The 24,878-nt window shown below is 67.3% G+C and carries 23 protein-coding genes; 9 read left to right on the top strand and 14 right to left on the bottom strand.

What is annotated here, in order from left to right:
* Positions 1 to 7: 7 nt before the first annotated feature.
* Positions 8 to 502 carry a hypothetical protein gene (locus CQ045_RS16290; protein ID WP_105725605.1) on the top strand — a complete coding sequence of 165 codons (495 nt, stop codon included), beginning with the start codon at positions 8 to 10 and terminating at the stop codon, positions 500 to 502.
* Between the two features lie 76 nt (positions 503 to 578).
* Here the strand turns inward: CQ045_RS16290 and CQ045_RS16285 are convergent, their stop codons facing one another.
* The 10 genes from CQ045_RS16285 to CQ045_RS16240 all read right to left on the bottom strand — a co-directional run bounded on the left by CQ045_RS16285 (position 579) and on the right by CQ045_RS16240 (position 11,775).
* Entirely contained in the window at positions 579 to 1,397 is an 819-nt protein-coding gene (locus CQ045_RS16285; protein WP_105725603.1) for a sulfite exporter TauE/SafE family protein, read from the bottom strand.
* An 18-nt stretch (positions 1,398 to 1,415) separates the two neighbouring features.
* The gene (locus CQ045_RS16280; RefSeq protein WP_105725601.1) at positions 1,416 to 2,444 is read right to left on the bottom strand and encodes an ornithine cyclodeaminase; all 1,029 of its coding nucleotides are present in this window, start codon (positions 2,442 to 2,444) and stop codon (positions 1,416 to 1,418) included.
* On the bottom strand, positions 2,441 to 3,079 hold the full coding sequence (locus tag CQ045_RS16275; protein WP_105725599.1) for an FMN-binding negative transcriptional regulator: 639 nt from the start codon (positions 3,077 to 3,079) through the stop codon (positions 2,441 to 2,443). Before CQ045_RS16275 ends, CQ045_RS16280 begins: the two co-directional genes overlap by 4 nt.
* Entirely contained in the window at positions 3,076 to 4,641 is a 1,566-nt protein-coding gene (locus CQ045_RS16270) for a leucyl aminopeptidase (RefSeq protein WP_258131109.1), read from the bottom strand. Before CQ045_RS16270 ends, CQ045_RS16275 begins: the two co-directional genes overlap by 4 nt.
* Positions 4,638 to 6,059 carry a M14 family zinc carboxypeptidase gene (locus CQ045_RS16265; RefSeq protein ID WP_105725597.1) on the bottom strand — a complete coding sequence of 474 codons (1,422 nt, stop codon included), beginning with the start codon at positions 6,057 to 6,059 and terminating at the stop codon, positions 4,638 to 4,640. The genes CQ045_RS16270 and CQ045_RS16265 overlap by 4 nt, the downstream gene beginning before the upstream one ends.
* Entirely contained in the window at positions 6,056 to 7,684 is a 1,629-nt protein-coding gene (locus CQ045_RS16260; protein WP_105725595.1) for an ABC transporter ATP-binding protein, read from the bottom strand. Before CQ045_RS16260 ends, CQ045_RS16265 begins: the two co-directional genes overlap by 4 nt.
* Complete coding sequence (locus CQ045_RS16255) at positions 7,677 to 8,234, bottom strand: GbsR/MarR family transcriptional regulator (protein ID WP_146115263.1); 558 nt, start codon at positions 8,232 to 8,234, stop codon at positions 7,677 to 7,679. Before CQ045_RS16255 ends, CQ045_RS16260 begins: the two co-directional genes overlap by 8 nt.
* A 112-nt stretch (positions 8,235 to 8,346) precedes the next feature.
* Positions 8,347 to 9,243, bottom strand: coding sequence for an ABC transporter permease (locus CQ045_RS16250; RefSeq protein WP_181156613.1), 897 nt, complete (start codon positions 9,241 to 9,243; stop codon positions 8,347 to 8,349).
* Positions 9,236 to 10,162 (bottom strand): ABC transporter permease, encoded by a 927-nt coding sequence (locus CQ045_RS16245; protein WP_105725721.1) that lies wholly within the window; start codon positions 10,160 to 10,162, stop codon positions 9,236 to 9,238. Before CQ045_RS16245 ends, CQ045_RS16250 begins: the two co-directional genes overlap by 8 nt.
* Before the next feature lie 17 nt (positions 10,163 to 10,179).
* Positions 10,180 to 11,775 carry an ABC transporter substrate-binding protein gene (locus tag CQ045_RS16240; protein ID WP_105725589.1) on the bottom strand — a complete coding sequence of 532 codons (1,596 nt, stop codon included), beginning with the start codon at positions 11,773 to 11,775 and terminating at the stop codon, positions 10,180 to 10,182.
* A 119-nt stretch (positions 11,776 to 11,894) separates the two neighbouring features.
* Here CQ045_RS16240 and CQ045_RS16235 point away from each other — a divergent pair, with 119 nt between their 5' ends.
* Positions 11,895 to 13,352, top strand: coding sequence for an amidase (locus CQ045_RS16235; protein ID WP_258131107.1), 1,458 nt, complete (start codon positions 11,895 to 11,897; stop codon positions 13,350 to 13,352).
* A 216-nt stretch (positions 13,353 to 13,568) separates the two neighbouring features.
* Positions 13,569 to 14,567 (top strand): hypothetical protein, encoded by a 999-nt coding sequence (locus CQ045_RS16230; protein ID WP_181156612.1) that lies wholly within the window; start codon positions 13,569 to 13,571, stop codon positions 14,565 to 14,567.
* A 16-nt stretch (positions 14,568 to 14,583) separates the two neighbouring features.
* On the opposite strand, the gene nrdF is transcribed toward CQ045_RS16230, so the two are convergent.
* From nrdF to nrdH, 4 genes are read right to left on the bottom strand one after another with little or no spacing between them, the layout of a single operon-like run.
* Positions 14,584 to 15,561, bottom strand: coding sequence for a class 1b ribonucleoside-diphosphate reductase subunit beta (gene nrdF / locus CQ045_RS16225; protein WP_017828866.1), 978 nt, complete (start codon positions 15,559 to 15,561; stop codon positions 14,584 to 14,586).
* A gap of 47 nt (positions 15,562 to 15,608) precedes the next feature.
* Positions 15,609 to 17,753 carry a class 1b ribonucleoside-diphosphate reductase subunit alpha gene (gene nrdE / locus CQ045_RS16220; RefSeq protein WP_105725585.1) on the bottom strand — a complete coding sequence of 715 codons (2,145 nt, stop codon included), beginning with the start codon at positions 17,751 to 17,753 and terminating at the stop codon, positions 15,609 to 15,611.
* On the bottom strand, positions 17,750 to 18,184 hold the full coding sequence (nrdI, locus tag CQ045_RS16215) for a class Ib ribonucleoside-diphosphate reductase assembly flavoprotein NrdI (protein WP_029262703.1): 435 nt from the start codon (positions 18,182 to 18,184) through the stop codon (positions 17,750 to 17,752). Before nrdI ends, nrdE begins: the two co-directional genes overlap by 4 nt.
* A gap of 6 nt (positions 18,185 to 18,190) precedes the next feature.
* Complete coding sequence (nrdH, locus tag CQ045_RS16210) at positions 18,191 to 18,424, bottom strand: glutaredoxin-like protein NrdH (protein ID WP_105725583.1); 234 nt, start codon at positions 18,422 to 18,424, stop codon at positions 18,191 to 18,193.
* Positions 18,425 to 18,814: 390 nt separating this feature from the next.
* Between nrdH and CQ045_RS16205 the strand changes: the two genes are divergently transcribed.
* The 6 genes from CQ045_RS16205 (at position 18,815) to CQ045_RS16180 (ending at position 24,872) form a co-directional block, all read left to right on the top strand.
* Entirely contained in the window at positions 18,815 to 20,023 is a 1,209-nt protein-coding gene (locus CQ045_RS16205; RefSeq protein ID WP_181156611.1) for an MFS transporter, read from the top strand.
* Positions 20,020 to 20,940, top strand: coding sequence for a sugar kinase (locus CQ045_RS16200; protein WP_105725579.1), 921 nt, complete (start codon positions 20,020 to 20,022; stop codon positions 20,938 to 20,940). The genes CQ045_RS16205 and CQ045_RS16200 overlap by 4 nt, the downstream gene beginning before the upstream one ends.
* Before the next feature lie 82 nt (positions 20,941 to 21,022).
* Positions 21,023 to 21,781, top strand: coding sequence for an alpha/beta fold hydrolase (locus CQ045_RS16195; protein ID WP_105725577.1), 759 nt, complete (start codon positions 21,023 to 21,025; stop codon positions 21,779 to 21,781).
* The gene (locus CQ045_RS16190; protein ID WP_105725575.1) at positions 21,778 to 22,938 is read left to right on the top strand and encodes an acyl-CoA dehydrogenase family protein; all 1,161 of its coding nucleotides are present in this window, start codon (positions 21,778 to 21,780) and stop codon (positions 22,936 to 22,938) included. Before CQ045_RS16195 ends, CQ045_RS16190 begins: the two co-directional genes overlap by 4 nt.
* 75 nt (positions 22,939 to 23,013) lie before the next feature.
* Positions 23,014 to 23,481: an Lrp/AsnC family transcriptional regulator gene (locus CQ045_RS16185; RefSeq protein ID WP_105725573.1), complete on the top strand. Its 468-nt coding sequence runs from the start codon at positions 23,014 to 23,016 to the stop codon at positions 23,479 to 23,481.
* Positions 23,478 to 24,872, top strand: coding sequence for an aspartate aminotransferase family protein (locus CQ045_RS16180; protein WP_105725571.1), 1,395 nt, complete (start codon positions 23,478 to 23,480; stop codon positions 24,870 to 24,872). Before CQ045_RS16185 ends, CQ045_RS16180 begins: the two co-directional genes overlap by 4 nt.
* Positions 24,873 to 24,878: the final 6 nt, after the last annotated feature.

Raw genomic sequence — 24,878 nt, 5'->3', positions numbered from 1 at the left:
TCGACGCATGTCCGACATTTCGGGAGGCGGCTACACGCGCTCCGACCACGCCGAGGTCGGACGCTGGTGGAGCGTGGGGTACGCCATCCGCCTCGCGGTCGCGATGGTTCTCGCGGGTGCGGTGGTCGGCGCGATCCTCGGCCCTGTCGGGCTGTTGCTCGGCCAGTTGTCCGTGGCGTGGTCGGGCGGCTCCCTGTCCTATCCCGCGTGGATGTACGGCCAGGCCGCGTTGCTGCAGGCCACACTCGGCGTGCTGATCGGCAGCAGCGGATCGCTCGCGATGGTGCTGCTGCTTCCGCGCCCCGCGACCAGACGTGCGCTGCTCCTCCGCATCGCCGCAGGACCGATGATCGCCGGTGGCCTGCTGATCGTCCTGTCACTGTTCTGGGGCGCGACCGGTCTGCCCTCGCTGCTGCTCCAGACGGCCTTCGGCTGTGCTGTCTTCGTGCTCGCGGGTATGCTCGCACGCTCGACGCGGATCGAGTCGATCGTCCCGGAGTGAGCGGTGGGGCCGCTGCCCCGCAGGACGAGCGGCCGCGGCATTCGGACGCTCGGCACGTGTGTTCGGTCGCACCACCTCAGCCCCGCCGATCGTTCGAGCGCCCACGGGCCCTCCTGACGACGAGTTGTGCCAGCACTGCGGCGATCAGAAGAGAGAAGGCGACGTTGGACCAGAACGGCGAGAGCGCTTGGGAGGTCAAGACCCCCAGAGGAGAGGCCGCACAGGCCGCGAGCCCGACGATGGCGGCGATGCGCACATCGATGTTGCGGCGACGAGCGTTGCCGATCGTCGCCGAGATGGAGCCCGGCACCATCATCAGCAACGTCGTCCCCTTGGCGATGACGTCGCTGGCACCGAAGAAGACGATGAGGACCGGGACCACGACGATGCCGCCTCCGATGCCGAGCAGGCCGGAGAGGATTCCGGTGATGCATCCCACCGCGATGAGCGCCGCGGCGACCCATGGGGTCATGGCGATGACGTCCTCCCGCTGGGGGACGACCAGCCACAGACTCACCACGACGAGGACGAGAGAGCCGATGAACGCCCAGAACAGGATGTCCCGTGGCAGCCGAGCGAGCAACCACACACCGAGCTGGGCACCCACGACGATGCCGGCGGCCAAGAGCAGTCCGGCGATCCAGTCGACACTCCCCGACATCGCGTAGCCGCTGGCCCCGACGACGGCGGTCGGGAGGATCGCTGTCACCGAACTGCCTGCGGCGATCCGCTGGTCGACTCCGAGCAAGAGCAGAATCGGCACGACGATCACGCCGCCGCCCACCCCGAACAGACCCGAGAGGTAACCGGCGGCGAGGCCGAGGACGATGAGTGCTGCCGCTGACACTCTCGGCCCGGCTGCGGGGGCGCCCTCGGGATGAGTTCGAGTCGGCATGGGCTCTCGCTCGATCGGTCAGGCGACCGGCACGGGGACGGTGGTGAAGCCGAAGAGATCCTTGGGGTCCTCCGGCGCGGCGACCAGGTCGATCTCGCGGGAGAGCTCCGTGCCGGCCACGCTCGAGCGCAGGTGCCGCAGCGCCGAGAAGTCCTCGATCGCGAAGCCGACGGAGTCGAAGATCGTGATCTGCGCCGGCGAGGTGCGACCGTCGTCGAGGCCGTTCAGCACCCGCCAGAACTCGGTCACCGGGAAGTCGGGCGCGACGTTCTGGATCTCGCCCTCGACGCGCGTCTGCGGCGCGTACTCGACGAACACCGGGCCGCGCTCGAGGATCCGCGGGTCGAGCTCGGTCTTGCCGGGGCAGTCGCCGCCGATCGTGTTGATGTGCATGCCGGGTGCGACATCGGCATCCGTCAGCACCTGCGCGACCGCCTTGTCGGCCGTGCAGGTGGTGACGATGTCGGCACCGGATACGGCCTCGGACGCCGAGGCGCACACGGTCACGTCGAATCCGAACGGGGCGAGGTTGCGCAGCAGCTTGGCCGAGGCGGCCTCGTCGACGTCGAAGACGCGCAGGCGGGAGATGCCGAGCACCGCGCGGAACGCGAGCGCCTGGAACTCGGCCTGGCTGCCCGCGCCGATCATCGCCATGACCTCCGAGTCGGGGCGTGCGAGCTTTCGGGCGACCATGGCCGAGGTCGCCGCGGTGCGCAGGGCCGTGAGCATCGTCATCTCGGCGAGGAACACCGGGTAGCCGTTGTGCACGTCGGCGAGCACACCGAACGCCGTGACGGTCTGGAAGCCGCGCACAGGGTTGAAGGGGTGCCCGTTGACGTACTTGAAGGCGTACAGGTCGGGGTCGCTGATCGGCATCAGCTCGATCACGCCGAACGGGGTGTGATTGGCCACCCGCTCGCTCTTGTCGAACGATTCCCACCGACGGAAGTCGGCCTCGATCGTGTCGGCCATCTCGGCCATGATCTGCTCGGCGCCGTGCTCGGCGATCCAGGTCACCATGTCGGCGACTCCCACGAAGGCGGTCATGCGTCCTGCTCTCTTCCGTGCACCCGCGCCATCCGGTCGGCGAGTGCGGGGTTCTGGTAAGGGCCCGGCTCGCCGAGCGCCTCGATCACACGGTCGACGACCTCGACCGGCTTGTCCTGGCTCATCTTCTCCTTCGCCTCGAACCTGTCGACGCGCAGCCGGAAACCGACCGTGCCGTGCACGATCCGCTCGGCGTACGCGGTGTTCTCGAGCGTCTGGTGCATCAGGAACGGCTCGGGCAGCGCGGTCTCGAAATGCGCGACCAAGCGGTCGAGCACCTGCAGGTTCTCCTCGTCGGAGAGGATCTCGGGGGTGCCGTGCAGGTGCGCGACCGCGAAGTTCCAGGTCGGCACGGCAGGCGAGGTGTCGTACCAGCTCGGCGAGATGTAGCCCTGCGGGCCGTAGACGATCACCATCACCTCGTGCGCGCCCAGCTCGTGCAGGCGCTCGTCCGGGCGACCGACATGGCTCACGAGCACGATGCTCTCGGCGTCCTCCTCGAGGAGCAGCGGGTAATGCGACGCGACGAGCCCCTTGCCGGGCACGAAGCTCACGATCGTGCCCCACGGGTTGTCGCGCACGAGCGCACGGACACCATCGGCGTCGTCGAACGCGTAGTCGTCGGCGTGCCTCATATCTGCGTCCGGGAGAGAGGCGACTCTCCGGGCTCCGGTTCTCGAACCTCGGACGCCATCCTCTGCGCGACTTCGACGAGCGTTCGGACCGGCACCCCCGTCCCGCCCGGGGTGATGTAGCCGTATCCCGGTTCCGAGTTGTAGGCCGGACCGGCGATATCGAGGTGCGCCCAGGCGACGTCTTCACCGACGAACGCCCGGAGGAATGCCGCTGCTCCCATCATCCCCCCACCGGGCTTGCCCGTGTTCTTGAGGTCCGCGGTCTTCGACTCGTAGCCGGCGAACACTTCCTCCGGTATCGGCATCACCCACATCGACTCTCCGGCGACCTCGGCCGCGCTCATGACGGCCCTGGTCGCCGCGGGAGCACCCATGACGGCGGATGTCCGATAGCCGAGTGCTGCGACCTGTGCCCCCGTGAGCGTGGCGACATCGATGAGGAGATCAGGCTCCTCCTCCTGCGCTGCGACGAGAGCGTCGGCGAGGACCAGTCGGCCTTCCGCGTCGGTGTTGATCACCTCGACCGTCTTGCCGCCGTAGATGCTCAACACATCGCTGGGGCGCACTGCGGAGCCGGAGGGCATGTTCTCTGCGAGAGCGAGCCAGGCGGTCACCCGCACCGGAAGGGACAGTTCGGCGATCGCGAACAGCGCCTGAACCACCGCGGCGGCACCCGCCATGTCGGATTTCATCTTCTCCATGTTCGCCGCAGGCTTGATCGAGATCCCGCCGGAATCGAAGGTGATGCCCTTGCCCACGAGGGACAGATGCCGGTCCGCGCTCGCCGGCGCATACGACACCTTGACGAGTCGGGGACCACGATCGGATCCCGACCCCACGCCGATCAGGCCGCCGAATCCTCGTTCGCGCAACTCGTCCTCCCCGATGACCTCGACCACGACTTCGCCGCCTGCGACCGTCTGAGCGCATTCCGCCACCACGTCCGCGAACGACGCGGGGAACAGGTGCGACGGCGGCGCGTTCACCAGATCCCGTGTCGCTGCGACGGCCCGGGCGAGCAGTCGGGCGCGATCCAGAGCGGGCTGCACAGCCTGGTCTGCGGCGAGCGAGATCACGCGATCGGTGTTCGCCGTGCCACCGTCGGACAGATGAGCCGTGTATCGATACGCGCCGAGCAACGCGCCCAGCCCGACCGCCTCAGCACCGGCGAGATCGGTCACGGGGAATGCGAGCCCCACGCGCGCCACGGATTCGAGCGAACGCAGGGCCGAGCCGGCCGCTCGTCGCAGGGACTCGTCCGACACGGAGCCGCCCTTGTCCACATCCCCAGCGAGATCGCCCAGCCCCACCAGCAGAACCGACCGAGCCGCTATCGATGCCCCGGAGGGGATGCGCGACAGGGCTCCGTGCGTGCCGCGGTGACCGACTGCTTCGGCGGCCTCGACGAGCTCGCGCGTGACCGCATCGGAGAGAGACGGTGCGCTCACCTCGAGGCGCCCTTCGCGGGTGCCGATGGCGACGACGAGAACGTCGATATCAGCGGCGGCAGCATCTCCGACCATGCGCTTCAGTGCGGGCAGAACGGTCTCGGAGCGGCTCACGATGCCTCCTCCTCGCCGAGGGCCCGACGACCGTGGTGCGCGACGAGTCCGAGTACGGCGCCGTACTGCACGCCGACGACATCGGCGACGGGAATCCCCTCCGGCCGCTCGTCGGCTTCGCGCTGCGCCAGCCACCCGATCCACGAGCGGTCGAGTTCGAACGCCGCCCGGCGGACGAGCACCGGCGCCGATCCGGCCGCGACCTCTGCCCTCAGCGCGCGGAGCAGGGCACCGCCGAAGCGCAGACGATACATCCACACGACCGACATGGGGCGCTCGGCCACGCTCGCCTCCCGGTCGTTCGCCGGGTCCTGGGAGCGTTCGACCATGTGCTGTCCGACCCGAGACATCCCGGGGACGAACACCTCGGCGCTGCGCAGGAAGGGCGAGTCGAGCGTCAGAAGCGGTCGGACCCGCTCGAGGAGTGCGGACAGCCGTGTGCCCGTCTCGATCAGCGCCTCCCCCGCCCCGCGGAGGAGATCCGCGTAGTTCGTCCCTGACGGACGGGTATCGTCAGCGCCGAACGTGCGCCAGATCGGCAGCTCGGCGATCAGGGACACCGTTCCATAGCGGCTCGCGTAACTGGTCGAAGACTGACCTGCCGCGCCGGGCGGCACCGGATCGAGATCATTCTGCACCCGCCATTCGTAGGCCTCTTCCGACGTGCCGGACGCGAACACGGCGGGAGCCAACTCCGCCAGGTGCGCCGCCTCGGGTTCTCCGAGGTGAAGGGGGATTCCCAACTCCGCCGGCAGTCGATGAAGGAGCGGCGACAGGTCGCGAGCCGCCGGCGACAGGTAGTAGTACGCGCCGCCCGTCTCGGAGTTGTGCAGGGGGATGTACAGGTCAGGGCGCAATTCGTCGATCACCCGCTGCAGGGCCTGCGTCTCGGGGAGCGTCGCGTCGAAGTACTTCTGCTTGTAGTCGATCGGGAACGTCCATTCCACCTGCTCGCGTCCCGGCGGCCGGTAGAAGTTGCGGAAGTAGGTCTCCGCGTCGAACGGGTCGTCGAACCATCCCTCGTTCAGCCGCATGCTGTCGGGATCGATGCACGGGATCACATGCCAGACGGTCGCCAGGCGTCCCCGCAGCGAGGCGTCACGCAGGAGGTCGTCGAGCAGGCGGAGGACCGTGTGGGAGCCGATCGGCTCGTTCGGGTGGATGCCACCGACGACCAGGCAGCGCGTGTGTCGAGCATCGACGTCGCCCGCGCCGAGCGTGTACTCCATGATCGGCTCGCCGAGTCGAGAGGTGCCTACGCGCCTCCTGGTCAGCAGGTCGGGGAACTCGGCTCGCAGCGCCTCGATGCGCTCGAGAATCTCGTCGACCGTGGGATATCCGTCGAGCCCCGGCAGGGAGGATGCCCGCATCACGATTTCGTCGTCCGAGACCGTGGCTGCCATCGCCTCCGTGGTCATAGTCGCTCTCTTTCTCTTCTTCTCATCTGCTGCTGGTTCGGGTCGGGCACCGGTGCGGCCGCAAGAAGCCGTCGGGTGTAGTCCTCGCGCGGGTTCGACAACAACTCACGTCGGTCGCCCTGCTCGACGATGCGGGCGTTGCTCATCACGACGATCCTGTCGGCGAGACTGTCGACGACGGCGAGATCGTGGCTGACGAACAGGCATGCGAAGCGGAGCTCGCGCTGCAGACGGCGGAACAGTTCGAGCACGGTGGACTGCACCGAGACGTCGAGAGCGGACGTCGGCTCGTCGGCGATCAACAGCAGCGGGTCGAGGGCGAGGGCGCGGGCGATCGCCACACGCTGCCGCTGCCCGCCCGACAGCTCATGCGGGTACCTCGTGCTCCACGAACGCGAGAGCCCGACCGCATCCAGCAGCTCGTCGGTGCGTGCCTTCAACGCCTGTCCGCGGAGGCGCCGATGCACGCGGAGCGGCTCACCGATCGATTCGCCCATGGTCCAACGGGGATCCAGAGCTCCCTGCGGGTTCTGGAAGACGATGCCGATCTTCTTCTTCAGTTCGATCGCTTCGCGACGCGGAGCCCGCACGGCGTCGACGCCGTCGATCACGATACGACCGTCGGTCACGGGAGCGAGACCCGTGATGGCCTTGCCGATGGTCGACTTGCCCGAACCCGACTCACCGACCAGCGCCAGGATCTCACCGCGCGCGATGCTCAGCGACGCATCCTCGACCGCGGTCACCGATCTCATCCCCTGCCGGTACTCGACGGTGAGACCGTCGACCTCGAGGACGGGGAGATCATCGGCGATCGACTCGCGGACCGCCATATCGAGGCGGGGCACCGCCTGCAGGAGCTGGCGCGTGTACGCGGCCTCGGGATTCTGGAAGATCCGGGTGACTGTCTGCACTTCCTCGACCTGGCCGTGTCGCATCACCACCACACGGTCCGCCACGTCGGCGACGACCCCCATGTCGTGCGTGATGAGCAGCACGGCCGTGCCCTCGCGCTCACGGATGCGCAGGAGGAGGTCGAGGATCTCGCGCTGCACGGTCACATCGAGAGCCGTCGTCGGCTCGTCGGCGATGAGCACTTCGGGGTCGCACGCCAAAGCCATCGCGATGACGACGCGTTGCGCCTGACCGCCCGAGAGCTGGTGCGGGTAGGAGCGAGCACGTCGAGCCGGATCGCGCACCTCGACGGAGGCGAGCAGTTCGACCGCACGTTTCCTGCGATCGCTCGCACTGAGTTCAGGAAAGTGCCTGCGCAGAGTCTCACGAATCTGAAACCCCACGGTGAAGACGGGATCGAGGGCGCTGAACGGGTCCTGGAAGATCACGGCGATGCGGCGCCCCCGGATCCTCTGCATCGCACGCTCATCGAGATCCAGCAGCTCCTCGCCGTCGAACACGATGCTGCCGGTCACCTCGGCGCCGTCGGGGAGCAGGCCCAGCACGCTCATCGCCGTCACGGACTTCCCCGAGCCGGACTCGCCGACGACGGCGACGATCTCTCTTCGTCCGACGTCGAACGAGACCCCGTTGACCGCCCGCACCGAACCGCCACGTCGGCTGCCGAAGTCGACGGCGAGGTCATTGATGCTCAGAAGGGGTTCACTCACGGTCGCTCCGATCGCTGTCTTGTCTGATCGCGGCGATCATCTCGTCGGGCAGCTGAGCCGGCGGCGGCGTGTCCTCGTCCTGATCGCGGTACGCGCGCCACTGGTCCAGGAGGTTGTGATGGAACTGATCGACCCACGCCATGTATCGGCTGCCGTTGCGCAGTCGGCGAGCCGGTGCGGGTTCCGATCCGACGGAGGTCGACATCGCGGTCCGCAGCACCTCGCCCATGCGCTGGAGGCCGACCTTCTCCCGGCTGAGGAACGCGCCCCACACGTCCTCCTCCGCGCGGAAGTGCGCGACCCGACTGTGCGAGACCGACAGCCGGGTGATGTACCCGGAGCCCATGAGTGCACGAGTCGCGGTCGAGATGCTTCCCGGGCTCGCATCCAGCAGCCGCACCAGATCTGCGGAGGTCAGCGAAGGCTCGTCCGTGATGATCAGCAGACCGAGCACCCGCCCGTTCATCCTCTTGCCTCGCATCAGCTCCCAGGCATCCGTGAACCGATCGATGAAATCGCTCATCTCGTCGCTCAGTGAATCCAGCGTCATGTCGAGACGCCCCTTCCCTCTTCGTTCTTCCGTGACCGCGACGACGACCGGTGTCGTGCGGGTGATTCCCACAGGCTAGCGACGCCGCGGGTCGCTCTCCCGCGCGCGACGCTCATGATCTCCCCCGCGGATCGAGCGCATCCCGGAGGGCATCTCCGAGCATGATGAGGCTGATCACGGTGACCGTCAGGAAGATGCTGGGGAACAGGACGGTGTGGGGGGCGAGCTGGAAGTACGACTGCGCGGTCGAGAGCTGCACGCCCCACGAGATCGAGGGCGGAACGAGACCGACACCGAGGAAGGTCAGCGTGGCCTCCGCCCCGATGACTCCACCCACCATCGTGGCGGCGATCGCGAGTGTGGGCGCGAGCGAGTTGGGGAGCACGTGCGTCAGCACGACGCGCATCGGCGAGAACCCCAGCGCATGCGCCGCCTGCACGAACTCGCGTTCGCGCACCTCCTTGACCGAGCTGCGGATGAGACGCGCGAACGTCGGCCAGGAGAAGAAGGCGAGCACCGCGGAGAGCAGCAGGGGCGTGCGGTCCGGTGCCGTGTTGAGCACGATGATCGCTCCGAGGAGGAACGGGAATCCGAGCACGACGTCGGCGCCGCGCGCGATGAGCGAGTCGACCCATCCCCCGCGGTATCCCGCGAGCGCGCCGAGGACGACCGCGACGATCAGGCAGATCGCGGTGGTTGTGAGTCCGATGAACAGCGACGTGCGCGTGCCGAAGAGCACATTCGCCATGACGTCGCACCCCTGCACATCCGTGCCGAACGGATGCCCCGGTCCGGGCGGCTTGTTCGAAGCCGACAGGTCGCAGGAGCGGGGATCGCTCTGCCCGAAGAGCCCGGACAGAGGACCCGGGATCACGGCGATGATCGCGAGACAGCCCAGGAGGACGACACTCACCCAGAACTGCAGGCGACCGCGGAGCGTCGCCCCGAGTCCGCGCGTGGTCGCGCGGTCGAAGTTCCCATCGATGGCTACGGTCGCGGGCTCAGTCATTGCGGATCCTGGGGTCGAGAAGCGAGGAGATGACGTCGACGACGACATTGGTGATCAGGAAGATGAGGACGAGCGTGGTGGCGACCCCCACGACGAGCGTGCCCTCCTGATCCTGGATGGCCTTGTAGAGCAGCTGACCCACCCCGTTGATGTTGAAGATCGCCTCGATCACCACGGTGCCGCCCAGAAGCGAGCCCAACTGGATCGCCAGCACGTTGACCACCGGGGCGGCGGCGTTGCGGGTGACGTGCAGCCCGACGATGCTCCGACGCGAGAGCCCTTTCGCGCGCAGGGTGCGCACGAAGTCGGACTGCATGGTGTCGATCACGCTGCCTCGCATGAGGCGTGACACCCCCGCGAGTCCGTAGATCGCGATGATCAGCGCGGGCAGGATGAAGGCCCGTGGCCACCCATCGCCGACGCCGGCGATGGGTGTCCACCTGAGCATGATGCCGAACACGTACTGGGCCGTGATGCCCATGACGAACACCGGCACCGATTCCGCGATGATGGTGCCCAGCAGCACCGACCTGTCGACCGCCGATCCCTGCCGCAGACCGGCGACCAGCCCCAGGACGACGCTGATCAGCACCGTCAGCGCCCACGCGGTGAGGGCGAGGGTGATCGTCGTCGGCCAGCGGCTGGCCATCTGCTCACTCACGGATTGACCGGTGAATGTCGTGCCCAGATCTCCCTGGAAAAGCCCGCCGAGGTAGTTCAGGTACTGCTGCCAGATGGGCTGGTCCAACCCGTACTGCTCGCGCAGCTGCTGCTGCACGCTCTCGGGGAGGGGCCGGTCGCCGGCCAGAGCCTCGATCGGATCTCCGGGCAGCAGGAACACCGCGCAGTAGATGACGAACGTGACGCCGATGAAGACGACGACGAGTTCCAGCAATCGCCGGGCGAGAAATCTCCACATATACGAGTCGTCGCGTATCAGTCGTCGGTGAGGACGATCTCGGTGAGGATGGGCTCCCCCACTCCCGAGGCGGTCAGCTTCGCGATGCGATCGGAGGTGACGTAGTTGTAGGACTCGTCGAACAACGGCACGATCGGGAAGTTCTCGGCGAGGACCTTCTGCACCGCCGCGTAGGCGGTTCCGTCCTCACCACCGATGAGATCTGCCTTCTTCAGCGCCGCATCCACGTCGGGCGAAAGTGCTCCCCCGCAGTTCTTGCAGACCGGTGCGCTCGAGAACATCGCCCGCAGCGTCGACTGCTGGCTCGGGTAGAGAGCACCCCAGCGCGAGAAGAAGGGGCCGTCGAGTGTCTGGGTGTTGCGCGCTTCACCGAACTCAGCCCAGCCGACCGAGGGACGGGCGACGGCCTCGATTCCGAGGTTCTGTCGGAGGGAGTTGGCGATCGCGTTGAACAGGTCCTCGTGACCGGCGCCTCCGGGGAAGTGGATCGTCAACTCGCCGTCGAATCCGCCGGCCTCTTGGAGGAGGGCGGCCGCGGCATCCGGATCGTATTCGCAGTACTTGCCGCAGACGCCGTCGGGGTTACCCGGCATGACGGCGGGGGTCCATGCGGTGGCCGGCTTGTTGCGGCCCCCGTAGATCGCCTCGTTGATCGCAGGCCGGTCGATGGCCATGGAGATCGCCTGTCGTACACGGATGTCGGAGAACCGCTCGTCCCAGTAGGGGATTCCGAGGTAGTTCATCCCGGGTGCCGAGAAGCTGTAGATGTTCTCCTCGTCGAAGTCGCTCGACACCTGCATCGCCCGCGTTGCAGGGACCGCCGTGAGATCGAGGTTGCCCGCCAGAGCGTCGGTGTAGGACGTCAGTCGATCGCTGTAGGGCACCCAGGTGATCTTGTCGACCGTCGACTCCTTACCCTTGTAGTCGTCGAATCGCTCAGCGACGATCGGTTCGCCCTCGACCCACGCGTCCTTGATCGCCAGGGGCCCGTTGCCGATCGGCTTCTTCCCGTACGCCGCCAGATCGTCGAACGCGCTCTGCGGCATCGGGTAGAAGGCCGTCTGCGCCTGCGAGAGCTGCACGGGGAACTGGCTGTCAGGTTGCGTCAACGAGACCGTGAACACGTGGTCGTCGACGACCTGCAGCCCCGACATCCGGTCGGTGGCGGGGGCGCCCTCCGCGGGGTTGAGGTCTGAGTACCCCTCGATCGAGGCGAGCTGCCCGGAGTTCGCGAATGCGTTCGTGCCGAGCGCGACCGCATTCCAGCTGTCGACGTAGTCCTGAGCGGTCACCGGTGTTCCGTCATGGAAAGTCCAGTCATCACGCAGCGTGACCGTCCAGGTCACCTTGTCGTCGCTCTCCACCGATTCGGCGGCGACGTAGCCGAGCTCGCCCTCCGCGTCGACGAAGGTGAGCGGGCTGAACACCGACATCATCAGCCCGTACACGTTGCTCTGACGACCGGGGGTGAGATCCGGCACGGGATCGGCGGTTCCGATCACGAGTTCTCGCGAGTCGTCGGCAGCGTCATCCGCCCCGTCGCTCGCACATCCGGTGAGTGCCACGGCGATGATGGCTGTCGTTGCGATGGCGGCTTTCCGCAGACCGTTCATAAAACTCCTCCTCGAGTAGTTGGGGGTCCGTTCACCTTACGTTTAATATTTTCTAAACGTACAGTATGTTCGGAAGCTGCAACAGAAGCGATACTTCCACGAAACATAAGGAGCCCCCGGTGATCTCTCCCGTCGCGTATGAGTCGGAGCTGACCTGGCTGAGCACGCGGGAGCTCGCGGCTCGTATCGCCGCCGGCGAGGTCTCCGCGCGCGAAGCGCTCGCCGACCACCTCACCCGGATGGACAGCGTGAACCCCGCGCTCAACGCGATCGTGACTCGCGACGACGAGCGCGCGTTCGACCGCGCTGATCGGGCGGATGCCCGCCAGGCCGCCGGGGAGCCGATCGGCGCCCTCCACGGCGTCCCGATGACGCATAAGGACTCCACGGATGTGGCCGGTCTGCGGACCACACGCGGCTCCGCGCTGCTGCTCGACAACATTCCGGAGAAGGATGCGCTGATCGTCGCGCGACTGCGGGCCGCCGGCGTCGTCACGAGCGGCAAATCCAACGTCCCCGAGTTCACCGCCGGCTCCCACACGTTCAACAGGGTGTTCGGCACGACGGTGAACCCGTTCGACACGACCCGGTCAGCGGGAGGATCGTCCGGCGGGGCCGCCGTGGCGATCGCCGCCGGTATGCAAGCATCCGGCGATGGATCGGACATGGGCGGATCTCTTCGGACGCCGGGATCGTTCACCAACATCGTGGGGATGCGGCCGACCAACGGCCGCATCCCCCACGCGTTGCCCGCGAACCCCTGGGAATGGCTCGCTCAGCCCGGATTCATGGCGCGGACCGTCGGCGACGTCGCTCTGATGATGTCGGTCGCCTGTGGTCCGGCCGCCGGCGCGCCGCTATCGGTCGCGGAGCCCGGCTCCGTCTTCGACCGAGCCGAGTTCACCCACCCGGATCGCCACGGTGCGGGTGCCGGCCTGTCGGGGCTCCGCATCGGGTTCTCCAGCGATCTGAACGGTCTGTTCCCCATCGATACCGAGGTCGACGCGATCGTTCGGACCGCGGCGGACGTGCTCGCGAGCGCGGGCGCTCGGGTGGATGACGACATCCCCGACCTGCGCGACGCCGACGAGGTGTTCCGCGTGACCAGGGCCTACGACTTCGCCGCCGACTACCGCGACCTCGTGCGCGAGCATCGCGATGAGATCAAGGACGCGGTGGTCTGGAACACGGAGATGGGGCTCGCCCTCACGGTCGACGAACTCGTGTCCGCCGACGAGGCGCGCAGCCGCCTCGCGGCGACGGTCGCATCGTACTTCGCCACGCACGATCTGCTCGTGCTGAGCACAGCACAGGTCGCCCCGTTCGATGCCCGGATGGAGTTCCCGCGCGAAGCCGGAGGAGCGCACCTGTCGAACTATCTCGAGTGGATGCGGGCATCGACGATCATCTCGGCGACCGGCTGCCCGGCGGTATCGGTTCCCGCCGGCTTCACGCCGGACGGGCTGCCCGTCGGGGTGCAGTTCGTGGCCGCTCCCGGTCGCGACGTCGACCTCCTGCTCGCCGCGCAGGCGTTCGAGGAAATCACCGAGCACCACCGGCGACACCCCGCCCTGTGAGGCCGCCTCGAGCCCGCACCGCTTCCGCCGCCGCGCCGGGAACGGTGACCGACGTCGCGCACGCGAGTCGATCGAGTGCCGTCGCACCTGCCCGCCGATCGGCCCGGTCGCCTTGCGACGGCCGGGTTCTTGTGCTCACTCGACAGACGGAAGCTGAACGGCTCGGCAATTGCAGATGCCGATGCGGCCGACTGGAGTCGGGTGTAGGTTGCGGAGATGGAGCCGATCCGCGTGGGCCTCGTGGCCGACCCGGCTTCGCCCACGGCCGTCGCCCGTCGGATGACCGACCTCAGGCCGCCGCTCGCCGCTGAGACCGACGGCTGGATCGTCGAACTCGTCAGCGAGCCGTTCACCCTCGGGTCTGAAGACGTCGACGTCGCCCTGGAACGACTTCGTGCGCACGCCGACCAGAAGCGGTGGGATCTCGTCATCGGCGTCACCGAGCTCCCCGTTCGCGATGATGACGGCCGCTACCTGCTGGCCGCAATCGATCCTCGACGCCTGTCCGCGGTGCTGTCGCTGCCCGCCCTTGGCGGCTTCCGGGTGCAGACTCGCGCCCGCCACGCGGTGCAGGGGCTCGTCGACGGGATGGCTGAACCCGCCTCGCCTGAGGAGCAGCGCCTGCCGCTGCCCCGGCTCAGCGCCCGTGGGCGCGTGCTTCTTGGCATGGTGCTGGCCAACCGTCCGTGGCTGCTCGCCGCCGGGCTCAAGTCCGCACTGGTCGCTGCCCTGGCGACCGGCGCGGTGGCGACGATCGAGCCGACGATATGGTCGCTTGCCATCTCGCTGTCGGGCTGGCGTCTGGCTGCAGCGACACTGGCTTCCATCGCGATCGTCATCGCCTGGATCGTGATCGACGGCAGGCTCTGGGACCGTCCCGACGATGACTCACCGCAGGCGCGGGAGAGATCCCGTCTCTACAACACCTCGACGCTGCTGACTCTGACCATCGGCATCATCATCTGCTATCTGGCGCTGTACCTCGTGAACCTGGCCTGGGCTCTGTTCGTGCTCGACACGACGGTGATGAGCGAAGCCCTCGGCCGAACAGTCGGCGTCGGCGATCTGTTCGTGCTCACCTGGTTCGTCGCATCGGCGGCGACTCTCGGCGGGGCCTTGGGCACAGGCCTGGAATCTGACGATGCGATCCGCGCCGCCACGTACTCGAAGCGCGAGGAGGAGCGGCGCGCCCGCCTGGCCGACGGGCGCGCCTGAGTTCATCTCCGAAGGATCAGAAGTCCCAGTCGTCGTCTTCCGTGGCCTCGGCCTTGCCGATGACGTACGACGAGCCCGACCCCGAGAAGAAGTCGTGGTTCTCGTCGGCGTTGGGCGAGAGCGCGGACAGGATCGCCGGGTTCACGTTCGTGACGCTCGAGGGGAACATCGCCTCGTAGCCCAGGTTCATGAGGGCCTTGTTGGCGTTGTAGTGCAGGAACTTCTTGACGTCTTCGGTCAGACCGACGCCGTCATAGAGGTCCTGCGTGTACTGCACCTCGTTGTCGTAGAGCTCGTACATGAGCGAGAACGTGTAGTCCTTGAGCTCGTCACGACGCTCCTGGGTCTCGTTCTCGAGGCCCTTCTGGAACTTGTATCCGATGTAGTACCCGTGCACGGCCTCGTCACGGATGATGAGGCGGATCAGGTCGGCCGTGTTCGTCAGCTTCGCCTTCGACGACCAGTAGATCGGCAGGTAGAACCCCGAGTAGAAGAGGAACGACTCCAGCAGGGTGGAGGCCACCTTGCGCTTGAGCGGGTCGTCGCCCTGGTAGTAGTCCATGATGATCTGAGCCTTCTTCTGAAGGTTCGGATTCTCGGTGGACCAGCGGAACGCCTCGTCGATCTCCTTCGTCGACGCGAGCGTCGAGAAGATCGAGGAGTAGCTCTTCGCGTGCACCGACTCCATGAACGCGATGTTCGTGTACACGGCCTCTTCGTGAGGCGTGATCGCGTCCGGGATCAGCGACACCGCACCCACGGTGCCCTGGATCGTGTCGAGCAGCGTCAGGCCGGTGAACACCCGCATGGTGAGCAGCTGCTCGTCGGGGGTGAGCGTGTTCCACGACTGCACGTCGTTCGACAGCGGCACCTTCTCCGGCAGCCAGAAGTTGTTCACCAGACGGTTCCAGACCTCGAGGTCCTTGTCGTCCTGGATGCGGTTCCAGTTGATCGCCTGCACGCTGGAGACCAGCTTGAGTCTTTCAGGAGTCATTTTCTTCGTCGTCTCTCGGGGTTCAGCTGTGTTCGCGGGTCAACAGGTCAGAGCATGCACGAGACGCACTCGGCCATGTCGGTGCCCTCGAGCGCCAGCTGACGCAGGCGGATGTAGTAGATCGTCTTGATGCCCTTGCGCCATGCGTAGATCTGCGCCTTGTTGATGTCACGCGTGGTGGCGGTGTCCTTGAAGAACAGCGTCAGCGACAGCCCCTGGTCGACGTGCTGCGTGGCAGCCGCGTAGGTGTCGATGACCTTCTCGTAGCCGATCTCGTACGCGTCCTGGTAGTACTCCAGGTTGTCGTTCGTCATGAACGCCGCCGGGTAGTAGACGCGACCGAGCTTGCCTTCCTTGCGGATCTCGATCTTCGACGCGATCGGGTGGATCGACGACGTCGAGTTGTTGATGTACGAGATCGAGCCGGTCGGCGGGACGGCCTGCAGGTTCTGGTTGTAGATGCCGTGCTTCTGGATCGATGCCTTCAGCTCGGCCCAGTCGTCCTGGGTCGGGATGTGCTTGCCGGCGAAGAGCTCCTTGACCTTCTCGGTCGCGGGGACCCACGCCTGGTCGATGTACTTGTCGAAGAACTCCCCCGACGCGTAGGTCGAGTCCTCGAACCCGTCGAAGGTCGTGCCACGCTCGATGGCGAGGTTGTTCGACGCACGCAGCGCGTGGAACAGCACCGTGTAGAAGTAGATGTTCGTGAAGTCGATGCCCTCTTCCGAGCCGTAGTACACGTGCTCGCGGGCGAGGTATCCGTGCAGGTTCATCTGGCCGAGGCCGATCGCGTGCGAGCGGTCGTTGCCGTCCTCGATCGAGCGCACGGAGCCGATGTGGCTCTGGTCGCTGACCGCGGTGAGGGCGCGGATGGCCGTCTCGACGGTCTGGCCGAGGTCGTCGGCATCCATCGACAGCGCGATGTTCATCGAGCCGAGGTTGCAGGAGATGTCCTTGCCGATGTTGTCGTACGACAGGTCGTCGTTGTACGTGGTCGGCGTGTTCACCTGCAGGATCTCGCTGCAGAGGTTGGACATGTTGATCCGACCCTTGATCGGGTTGGCCTTGTTCACCGTGTCTTCGAACATGACGTACGGGTAGCCGGACTCGAACTGGATCTCGGCGACGGTCTGGAAGAACTCGCGCGCGTTGATCTTGGTCTTCTTGATGCGCGGGTCGTCGACCATCTCGCGGTACTTCTCGGTGACCGAGATGTCACCGAACGGAACGCCGTAGACCTTCTCGACGTCGTACGGGGAGAACAGGTACATGTCCTCGTCGTTCTTGGCGAGCTCGAACGTGATGTCGGGAACGACGACACCCAGCGACAGGGTCTTGATGCGGATCTTCTCGTCGGCGTTCTCACGCTTGGTGTCGAGGAAGCGCATGATGTCGGGGTGGTGGGCGTTGAGGTACACCGCACCCGCACCCTGACGCGCACCGAGCTGGTTCGCGTAGCTGAAGCTGTCTTCGAGGAGCTTCATGACGGGGATGATGCCCGAGGACTGGTTCTCGATCTGCTTGATCGGCGCCCCCGACTCGCGGATGTTCGAGAGCAGCAGGGCCACGCCGCCGCCGCGCTTGGAGAGCTGCAGCGCCGAGTTGATGCCGCGGGCGATCGACTCCATGTTGTCTTCGATGCGCAGCAGGAAGCAGCTGACGAGCTCGCCGCGCTGTGCCTTGCCGGCGTTGAGGAAGGTCGGGGTCGCCGGCTGGAAGCGGCCGGAGATGATCTCCTCGACGAGGGCGACCGCGAGCTTCTCGTCACCGTCGGCGAGACCGAGGGCGGTCATCACGACGCGGTCCTCGAAGCGCTCGAGGTAGCGCTTGCCGTCGAACGTCTTGAGCGTGTAGCTCGTGTAGTACTTGAACGCGCCGAGGAACGTCTCGAAGCGGAACTTCTTGCCGTAGGCGAGATCGTTGAGCTTCTGGATGAACTCCATCGAGTACTTCTCGATGACGGCGCCCTCGTAGTACTCCTTCTCCACGAGGTAGTCCAGGCGCTCCTTGAGCGAGTGGAAGAACACCGTGTTCTGGTTCACGTGCTGCAGGAAGTACTCCCGCGCGGCGCGCTTGTCGGCGTCGAACTGGATCTTCCCGTTCGCGTCGTACAGGTTGAGCATCGCGTTGAGGGCGTGATAGTCGAGACCCTCGTAAGAGGGGTTCGCCTTGAATGCCACTGTCTCGGTCACTGAAGCTGCCACCGTCGTTCCAATCCGTCGCTCACGCGATCCACATCGTCTTGTGTGCCGAAGATCTCGAGCCGATACAAGTGAGGCACGTGGCACTTGCGGCTGATGATGTCGCCGGCGAGGCAGAATGCATCGCCGAAGTTGGTGTTGCCCGCGGAGATCACGCCGCGGATGTGGCGCCGGTTGCGCTCGTCGTTGAGAAACCGGATCACCTGTTTGGGGACGGCGCCCTTCTCGACGCCGCGCCCCGCGCCCCCGCCGTAGGTGGGGGTGACCAGGACGAAGGGCTCGTCGATGACGAGATCTTCTTCATGGCGGTGGAGGGGGATGCGTCGGGACGGAAGCCCGAGTTTCTCGATGAAGCGCGCAGTGTTACCCGACACGCTCGAGAAGTAGATCAGGAGCGGCGCTGCGGTCGCGACGGCGCTCATGGGGCGTCACGCCAGACGAGAGGCGAGCTCGTCGATCTTGTCGGGACGGAAGCCCGACCAGTGCCCCTCGTCGGTGACGACGACGGGTGCCTGCAGGTAGCCGAGCGCCTTGACCTGCTCGAGCGCCGTCGGGTCCTCGGAAAGGTCGAGGACGTCGTACTCGATGCCCTTGGCATCGAGGGCGCGGTAGGTCGCGTTGCACTGAACGCAGGAAGGCTTGGTGTAGACCGTGATCGACATCTTTTCGTAACCCCTCAAATCTCTGGCCTGCTGCTAATCAGGCATTTTCCCGGTAGACCCCCTGCCGGGACTTCAATACTACATATGGGGACGGACATTGGGTGTGACCACAAGGGGTAGTAGTTACATCCGTGTAGTTATCCACCGTTCTCTACAGATACAACACAGGTTCTCCACCGTTTCTTCCACAGGCTGAGACCCCTTCGCGACGCACTCGAACCGCATGAAATCGCGGCTGGGAAGCGCCTGTGAACGATCCATCCACAGGCCGGACGTTACGCCGACCCACCGACATCCGGATTCCTGTGGAAATCGTCCTTCGGCGTGTCGCGGGCGTGTCGCGACGGAGGCGGCTTCGACGCCCGCATCACAGCCCGGTACCGTTGTCTGGTGGCGGGATATCGGGATCTTCTTCGCACGCCCGGCGTGGCGCGCATGATCGCGGCTCAGCTGACCGCGCGCTTCCCCAACGGGATGATGTCCCTGGCGATCCTGCTGCACGTCGAGCAGCAGACCGGATCGTACGGATCCGCCGGCCTCGTCCTCGCCGCGACCAGCGTCGGACAGGCGGTGGCCGGCCCCATCACCAGTCGCTGGATGGGTGTCTGGGGCATGCGACGCGTGATCACGCTCACGCTCTCGGTGTGTGTGCTGGCGGTGCTGGGCCTCGCCGTCCTTCCGCTGAACGTGCCGGGCTACATGGCGCTCGGGATGGTCGCCGGCCTCTCCACCCCGCCGGTCCAGGCCGCTGTCCGCACGATCTACCCGAAGCTCGTGAACTCCTCGAACCTCACGCCGCTGTTCTCCCTCGACGCCTCGCTGCAGGAGATCATCTGGGTGCTGGCGCCGGTCGTCATCACCCTCGTCTCCACCCAGATCGGCACCATGGAGGGCCTGCTGCTGGTGGCCGTCGTCCTGGTCGGCGGCGGCGCCTGGTTCATCCTCTCCCCCGAAGTCGGCCGGGTGCGGATCCCGCGCAGCCGCAACGCCCTGGGCAAGGTCGTGCTCAAGCCGCCCGTCATGCTCGCCACCGTGATCGGGTTCCTCCTGATCGGCGCCTGCGCCGCCGTGGAGGTGGGCGTCGTGGCGACGTTCGAGCACGGGAGCCTCGCCGCGGGGCTCGTGCTCGCCGTGTTCTCGGCCGGGAGCCTGGCCGGCGGCCTGGCGTTCGGGCACATCCCGATCGGCCCCTGGGCCATGGCGCGCCGTCTGCTGATCGTCGCGATCGGACTCGGTCTGACGATGGTCATGCTCAATGTCTTCTGGCTGGGCGGAACCCTGATCCTCGCCGGGATCGGCATCGCCCCCGCCCTCGCCGTCCTCTTCGCCATCACCTCGGCCAGCGTCAAGTTCAGCGAGACCGCCGAGGCATTCGGCTGGGCGGGTACCGGCCAGCTCATCGGAGCCGCCGCGGGCTCCGCCGTGGCAGGCTTCCTCGTGGACGTCGGCGACTGGCGCGGCGCCTACCTCGCTGCCACGATCTTCGCTGCGGCGGGACTGATCGTCTCCGTCGTCTTCGTCCGTTCCTTCCCCGACCTGCGTCACCGCGACGCGAGCCCCCATCCCGATACCGAACCCCTGGCGGTCACCCCTTCATGAGCACTCCTTCCTCCCCGACCTCCGTCCCCGAGATCGTCTGCATCGGCGAGACCATGGCGCTGATCACTCCGACCGATGCCGGACTCGCCGAGGCCGGCCACGCGACGATCGGCCTCGCCGGCGCGGAGTCCAACGTCGCCGCCGGGGTGGCATCCACCGGACACGGTGTCGCCTGGGCGTCGCGTCTGGGCGCGGACCCCCTGGGGGTCCGCATCGCCTCCGAGCTCCAGCGTCGAGGCGTGGAGCTGTGGGTCGAGCGCGACGATGCCGCCCCGACCGGAGTGATGTTCAAGGACCCGGGAGCCGAATCCTCCTCCGTCTACTACTACCGCCGGGGGTCGGCCGCCTCCCGCATGGAGCCGGGCTTCCTGACGGCCCCGCAGCTCGAGGGCGTCCGGATCGTGCACACCACCGGCATCACGCCCGCCCTCTCCGCGTCGTGCCGAGAGATGGTCGATCGGCTCTTCGCCGATGCGCGCACGGCAGGCGCCCTCGTGTCGTTCGATGTGAACGACCGCCGCCCGCTGTGGAGTCGGGAAGATGCGGCCGGGACGCTCGCGCGCCTGGCGGATGCCGCCGACATCACCTTCGTCGGGCGCGACGAGGCCGAGCGCATCTGGGGCACGGTGACGCCGGCCGAGATCCGCGCCTTCCTCCCCCACTGCGCGCTCCTGGTCGTCAAGGACGGCGACGTCGGCGCCACGGCCTTCGAGGGCGATGCCGAGCCGGTGTTCGTGCCCGCGCCGGTCGTCGATGTCGTCGAGCCGGTCGGCGCCGGGGATGCGTTCGCGTCCGGCTTCCTGGCGGCGACGCTCGACGGGGCAGACCTCGCCGCACGTCTCTCCGCCGGTCACGCCGCGGCGGAACGCGTGCTGACGATCGCCGCCGATCTGCCGCCGCTGCCTCCGCTCGACTGAACGCCCGGGCGTGGCCGGACCCCGGACGGGGAAGGGCCCGCAGGCACGGACCACCGCGCTCGCCCGGTCGTAGGCTGGTGCCATGCCTGCACCGCTCACCCTGCCCCGCATCTCCTGGGGTTCACCGTCGGCGTCGCGACGAGCTCTTCTGGTTCACGGTCTCGGCTCCTCCGGCGCACTGATGTGGCGCGTCGGCGATGCCCTCGCCTCGGCAGGGTGGCATGCGACCGCCGTCGATCTCCGCGGTCACGGCGATGCCCCGCGCTCCCTCGACTACACGGTCGATGCGTACGGCGCCGACCTCGCCGCCACGCTCCCGGAGGACGGCGGGGCGTGGGACGCGGTCATCGGGCATTCCCTCGGCGGGGCGTCCAGCACCGTCGCGGCGGCATCCGCTCCGCAGTGGACCCGGCGTCTCGTGCTCATCGATCCCGCGATCCACGTCGGCGGACGGGATGCGACGATCGTCCGCAAGAGCCAGGAGCGCGCCTTCGCCGACACCAGGCTCGAGGTCGTGCAGCAGGAGCATCCGCACTGGCACCCGCAGGACCAGGAGCTCAAGATCGATGCCGTGCTGCGCGCGAGCGCATGGGCGGTGGAGCAGACGAGCGCTCAGAATCAGCCGTGGGACGTGCGCGCCCATGCCGCGCGCCTCACCGTCCCCACGCACGTCATCGGGGCCGACCCGGCGGTCTACAGCATCTTCACCGGCGAGCTGGCGGACGAGGTGCTCGCCGCGAACCCGCTGATCACGATGTCGGTCGTCGAGGGCGCAGGCCACTCCCTGCACCGCGATCGCCCGGAGGAATCCATCCGTCAGCTTCTGGAGGCACTGGCATGAGCACGTTCGATCCCACCGACTTCCTCCCGGATGATCTCCTCGACCGCATCCGCGAACGCGCGCCTATTCACGACCGTGAGAACACGTTCCCCCAGCAGGATCTCGACGAGCTGCGTGCGGCCGGCTACCTGTCGATCCTCGTGCCGACCGAGCGCGGAGGCGCGGGTCTCGGCCTCGCCGAAGCCGCGATCCTGCAGCAGCGCCTGGCGGGGGCGGCCCCGGCGACAGCGCTGGCCATCAACATGCACCTGGTCTGGACCGGCGTCGCGAAGGTCTTCTCCGACCGCGGCGTTGCCGGACTGGAGTTCGTGCAGGACGGCGCGGTCGCGGGCGAGGTCTTCGCCTTCGGCATCAGCGAACGAGGCAACGACCTGGTGCTCTTCGGCAGCGACACCACGGCGGTGCCCGACGGCGACGGCGGCTACGCGTTCACGGGGACCAAGATCTTCACGTCGCTCGCCCCGGTCTGGACGCGGCTCGGTCTGCACGGCCTCGACACGACGAGCGCCGACGCCCCGAAGCTGGTGTTCGCGTTCGTCGAGCGGACGGATGCCGTCGCCACCTCCGACGACTGGGACACGCTCGGGATGCGCGGAACCCAGAGCCGCACGACGCGGCTCGACGGTGCCGCGGCGGATGCCGCCCACGTGGTGCGGCGCATCGATCCCGGCCCCAGCCCTGACCCGATCGTGTTCGGGATCTTCTCGGTGTTCGAGATCCTCCTCGCCTCCGTCTACACCGGCATCGCCCGGCGCGCCCTGGAGCTCGCGGTCGAGACCGCGAAGAAGCGGCACTCCAAGAAGACCGGCCTCGCCTACAGTCAGGACTCCGACATCCGCTGGCGGATCGCCGACATGGCCATCGCCTACGACGCGCTCCCGCCGCAGATCGCCGCGCTCGCCCGCGAGGTGGACGACCGCGTCGACCACGGCACGCGCTGGTTCCCGCTGCTCTCCGGCGTCAAGCACCGGGCGATCACGATGGCCAAGCACGTGGTGGACGAAGCGATGCTGGTCGCGGGCGGCGGCTCCTACTTCTCCGCCAACGAGCTGTCCCGGCTGTACCGCGACGTCCTGGCAGGCGCGTTCCATCCGTCCGACCCCGAGTCCGCACACGCGACCGCGGCGAGCGCATGGCTCGGCCCGCTCGAGTCCTGAGCATTTCCGCCGACTGAGCCGCTCGAATCTGCGAAATCGGTTGCCGGAAGCCTCGTCGAGTGCGAGGATCGCACCATGAGTCCGGTGAAGAAGCATCCGCCGCTCGATGCGGTCTCGAAGACGATCATCGAATTGCTCCAGGAAGACGGCCGTCGCTCGTATTCCGACATCGGCCGCACGGTCGGGATGAGCGAGGCCGCCGTGCGCCAACGCGTGCAGAAGCTGACCGACTCCGGCGTCATGCAGATCGTGGCGGTCACCGATCCGATGCAGCTGGGCTTCCACCGCCAGGCCATGATCGGCGTCCGGGTGTCCGGCGATGCTCGCCGCGTCGCCGAGGCCATCGCCGCGATCGAAGCGGTCGACTACGTCGTGATCACCGTGGGCTCCTTCGATGTGCTCGCCGAGGTCGTCTGCGAGGACGACGACGACCTGCTCGCACTCATCAACGACGTCATCCGCCCCATCGACGGCGTCCTCTCCACCGAGACCTTCATCTACGCCAAGCTGCAGAAGCAGCTCTACAACTGGGGGACCAGATGAGCACCGCACGCACCATCCCGTCGGAGTCCGCGCTGCAGAAGATGGCGAAGGACCATCTCTGGATGCACTTCACCCGGCAGTCCACGATGGCCGAGTCGGGCGTGCCCATCATCGTCAAGGGCGACGGGCACCGGATCTGGGACGCGAAGGGCAAGGAGTACTTCGACGGCCTCGCCGGTCTGTTCGTCGTGAACGCCGGCCACGGTCGGCGACGGCTCGCCGAGGCCGCAGCGGCGCAGGCATCCGAGCTGTCGTTCTTCCCGCTCTGGTCGTACGCGCATCCGGCGGCCATCGAGCTGGCGGACCGCCTCGCGGACGAAGCGCCGGGCGACCTGAACCGCGTCTTCTTCTCCACGGGTGGCGGCGAGGCGGTCGAGACCGCGTTCAAGCTGGCGAAGCACTACTGGAAGCTCCAGGGCAAGCCCGCCAAGCACAAGGTCATCTCACGCGCCGTGGCCTACCACGGCACCCCGCAGGGCGCTCTGGCGATCACCGGCATCCCGGCGATGAAGTCGATGTTCGAGCCGGTCACTCCCGGCGGGTTCCGCGTGCCCAACACGAACTTCTACCGCGCGGCCGAGATGGGCGGCCCCTCCGACGACCTCGAGGCCTTCGGCCGCTGGGCCGCCGACCGCATCGAGGAGATGATCCTGTTCGAAGGGGCCGACACGGTCGCCGCGGTGTTCCTCGAGCCCGTGCAGAACTCCGGCGGCTGCTTCCCGCCCCCGCCCGGATACTTCGCCCGGGTTCGCGAGATCTGCGACCGCCATGACGTCCTGCTCGTGTCGGACGAGGTCATCTGCGCCTTCGGCCGCCTCGGTCACACCTTCGCGTGCACCGGCCTCGGCTACGTGCCCGACATGATCACGTGCGCCAAGGGCATGACGAGCGGCTACTCCCCGATCGGCGCCACGATCGTCAGCGACCGCGTCTACGAGCCGTTCTCCCACGGTGACGTGTCGTTCCCGCACGGCTACACGTTCGGCGGACATCCGGTGTCGGCCGCCGTCGCTCTGGAGAACCTCGCGATCTTCGACGAGGAGGGGCTCAACGCGCACGTGCGGGAGAACTCCCCGCTCTTCCGTGCCGAGCTCGAGAAGCTCCTCGACCTGCCGCTGGTCGGAGACGTCCGCGGCGACGGATACTTCTTCGGCATCGAACTCGTGAAGGACAAGGCGACGAAGGAGACCTTCGACGACGCCGAGTCCGAGCGGCTGCTGCGCGGCTTCCTCTCCCCCGCCCTGTTCGAGGCCGGGCTGTACTGCCGCGCCGACGACCGCGGCGACCCCGTCATCCAGCTCGCGCCGCCGCTCACGGTCGGCCCTTCGGAGTTCCGCGAGATCGAGCAGATCCTGCGGGATGTGCTGTCCCGCGCGCAGTCCGTCCTCTAGCCGCGG

This window comes from Microbacterium sp. MYb66, assembly GCF_002979435.1.
Lineage (GTDB): Bacteria > Actinomycetota > Actinomycetes > Actinomycetales > Microbacteriaceae > Microbacterium.
The sequence above is the reverse complement of the archived record's forward strand: the minus strand, read 5'-3'. Positions and strand labels throughout refer to the sequence as shown.

Excerpts from the sequence above, each read along its gene's own strand:
- CQ045_RS16285 (WP_105725603.1), bottom strand. The coding sequence starts at position 1,397 with ATGCCGACTCGAACTCATCCCGAGGGCGCCCCCGCAGCCGGGCCGAGA.
- CQ045_RS16280 (WP_105725601.1), bottom strand. The coding sequence starts at position 2,444 with ATGACCGCCTTCGTGGGAGTCGCCGACATGGTGACCTGGATCGCCGAG.
- CQ045_RS16275 (WP_105725599.1), bottom strand. The coding sequence starts at position 3,079 with ATGAGGCACGCCGACGACTACGCGTTCGACGACGCCGATGGTGTCCGT.
- CQ045_RS16180 (WP_105725571.1), top strand. The coding sequence starts at position 23,478 with ATGAGCACCGCACGCACCATCCCGTCGGAGTCCGCGCTGCAGAAGATG.
- CQ045_RS16230 (WP_181156612.1), top strand. The coding sequence starts at position 13,569 with ATGGAGCCGATCCGCGTGGGCCTCGTGGCCGACCCGGCTTCGCCCACG.
- nrdI (WP_029262703.1), bottom strand. The coding sequence starts at position 18,184 with ATGAGCGCCGTCGCGACCGCAGCGCCGCTCCTGATCTACTTCTCGAGC.
- nrdH (WP_105725583.1), bottom strand. The coding sequence starts at position 18,424 with ATGTCGATCACGGTCTACACCAAGCCTTCCTGCGTTCAGTGCAACGCG.
- CQ045_RS16245 (WP_105725721.1), bottom strand. The coding sequence starts at position 10,162 with ATGTGGAGATTTCTCGCCCGGCGATTGCTGGAACTCGTCGTCGTCTTC.
- CQ045_RS16200 (WP_105725579.1), top strand. The coding sequence starts at position 20,020 with ATGAGCACTCCTTCCTCCCCGACCTCCGTCCCCGAGATCGTCTGCATC.
- nrdF (WP_017828866.1), bottom strand. The coding sequence starts at position 15,561 with ATGACTCCTGAAAGACTCAAGCTGGTCTCCAGCGTGCAGGCGATCAAC.
- CQ045_RS16255 (WP_146115263.1), bottom strand. The coding sequence starts at position 8,234 with ATGACGCTGGATTCACTGAGCGACGAGATGAGCGATTTCATCGATCGG.
- CQ045_RS16265 (WP_105725597.1), bottom strand. The coding sequence starts at position 6,059 with ATGACCACGGAGGCGATGGCAGCCACGGTCTCGGACGACGAAATCGTG.
- CQ045_RS16190 (WP_105725575.1), top strand. The coding sequence starts at position 21,778 with ATGAGCACGTTCGATCCCACCGACTTCCTCCCGGATGATCTCCTCGAC.
- CQ045_RS16240 (WP_105725589.1), bottom strand. The coding sequence starts at position 11,775 with ATGAACGGTCTGCGGAAAGCCGCCATCGCAACGACAGCCATCATCGCC.
- CQ045_RS16195 (WP_105725577.1), top strand. The coding sequence starts at position 21,023 with ATGCCTGCACCGCTCACCCTGCCCCGCATCTCCTGGGGTTCACCGTCG.
- CQ045_RS16185 (WP_105725573.1), top strand. The coding sequence starts at position 23,014 with ATGAGTCCGGTGAAGAAGCATCCGCCGCTCGATGCGGTCTCGAAGACG.
- CQ045_RS16250 (WP_181156613.1), bottom strand. The coding sequence starts at position 9,243 with ATGACTGAGCCCGCGACCGTAGCCATCGATGGGAACTTCGACCGCGCG.
- CQ045_RS16290 (WP_105725605.1), top strand. The coding sequence starts at position 8 with ATGTCCGACATTTCGGGAGGCGGCTACACGCGCTCCGACCACGCCGAG.